General features: G+C 42.4%; 2 protein-coding genes. Both read left to right on the top strand.

Annotated features, from left to right (window positions below; all coding sequences use genetic code 11):
* Window positions 1-66 precede the first annotated feature (66 nt).
* Window positions 67-744 (top strand): helix-turn-helix domain-containing protein, encoded by a 678-nt coding sequence (locus tag FLB61_RS12910; protein WP_087213692.1) that lies wholly within the window; start codon window positions 67-69, stop codon window positions 742-744.
* Window positions 741-1643, top strand: coding sequence for an IS3 family transposase (locus tag FLB61_RS12905; RefSeq protein WP_144018337.1), 903 nt, complete (start codon window positions 741-743; stop codon window positions 1641-1643). The genes FLB61_RS12910 and FLB61_RS12905 overlap by 4 nt, the downstream gene beginning before the upstream one ends.
* The last annotated feature ends 78 nt before the right edge of the window (window positions 1644-1721 follow it).

Here is a 1721-nt window from a genome sequence, read left to right as displayed (position 1 = left end):
TGATATGCTCCCCTTTAGGTAGACAGTTGAAATAATAAAACTGTTTATCTGGAGGGGAGTTTTATTATGCCTAGAGGAATATTACCAGAAGTGAAGCTGCAGGCTGTAAAAGATTACATTTCAGGAAACGGATCCTATCTATCACACGCCAGCGAACTTGGAGTGGGTAAAACCGTTTTTAGAAGATGGGTTGACAAGTATAAAGCATTCGGAGAATCCGCTTTCCTCAGAACAGGTCACAATCAATCTTATTCGGCCTCCTTTAAAAAAGATGTTGTTGAAGCGTATCTAAACGGAGAAGGATCTTACAGGGAACTGGCGGTTACCTATAACATTCCTTCCGAAAATACGATCGGACAGTGGGTTTTGAAGTATAATGGACATGAGAAGCTAAAAGCTTCCGGAACAGGAGGAAATGCTATCATGACCAAAGGGAAAAAAACCACCTTCGATGAACGGGTTGAAATCGTGCAATACTGCATCGCCCATGATCATAATTATGCCAAGACATCAGAACAGTTTGGGATTTCTTACCAACAGGCACGTAATTATACGATAAAATACGAGAAACAGGGAGTGGAGGCTCTTCGTGACAGACGCGGAAAACGAAAACCAGAAGCGGAAATGTCAGAACTCGAAAAGCTGCGGGCAGAAAACCGGATCTTGCGGGCAGAAAAAGAACACGCACAAATGGAGGCGGACTTCCTAAAAAAACTTGCAGAAATCGAAAGGAGGCGGGGCTGAGCCGGCAGAGAAACAAACACATTTATCAGGTAATCAAAGAGGAACATGAAGAACACCATTATTCGATCCGGTCCTTGTGTAAACTTGGCGGCATTACAAGAGCGGCTTACTACAAATGGCTGAACCGTATAGAAACAGCAAATGACCGGCTGAACAAACAGATTTCTGACCGGTTGGAAGCAATCCATCAAGAACATCCTGACATGGGATATCGGAGATTGAATGACAAACTCCGTCACGATAATGGCATCAAAGTAAATGATAAGAGGATCCTGCGTATATGCAGGAAACAGCAAATAAGGTCAAACTTAAAATATCGTTATGACGGCTGTACCAGACCATCGAAAAATCCAGCTTTTATCGCAGAAAATATTTTAAACAGAGACTTTCATGCAGATAGTCTGAACAAGAAATGGGTAACTGATGTAACAGAGTTTAAGTATGGCACTTCATTTGACCATATCCATAAGCTATACCTGAGTGTGATTCTGGACTTATGTGATCATCGTCCGGTTGCATATGTGTTAAGCGATCACAATAACAATCAGCTTGTATTCGATACTTTCGATCTGGCAGTAAAGAACAATCCGGGAGCTCATCCAATCTTTCATAGTGACCGGGGATTCCAATATACCTCCCGTGTATTTCACCAAAAGCTGGTAGATGCGGGAATGATACAGAGCATGTCCCGAGTGGCGCACTGTACGGATAATGGACCTATGGAGGGATTCTGGGGGATACTAAAACGCGAAATGTATTATGGGAAGAAGTATCATACCAGAGAGGAGCTTGTACAAGCGATAACGGCATATATAGACTATTACATAAATGACCGCCCGCAAAGGGGCCTTGATGTATTAACACCGTTTGAATTTCATGAACGGTTATTAGCCGCATAAAAATATTGCCCGGCACAAACCGGGCAACACAAAAATTTTATATTTTTTTCATTGTCTACTTGACGGGTAGCACACCAG

The sequence above is a fragment of the Sellimonas caecigallum genome (genome assembly GCF_019754295.1).
In the GTDB taxonomy this organism is placed as follows: domain Bacteria; phylum Bacillota; class Clostridia; order Lachnospirales; family Lachnospiraceae; genus Sellimonas; species Sellimonas caecigallum.
Note: the sequence above shows the minus strand (reverse complement) of the source record. Positions and strands in the feature narration are given on the sequence as shown.

What these genes read in the sequence shown, in the direction of transcription:
- FLB61_RS12910 (WP_087213692.1), top strand. Translation starts at nt 67, where the DNA reads ATGCCTAGAGGAATATTACCAGAAGTGAAGCTGCAGGCTGTAAAAGAT.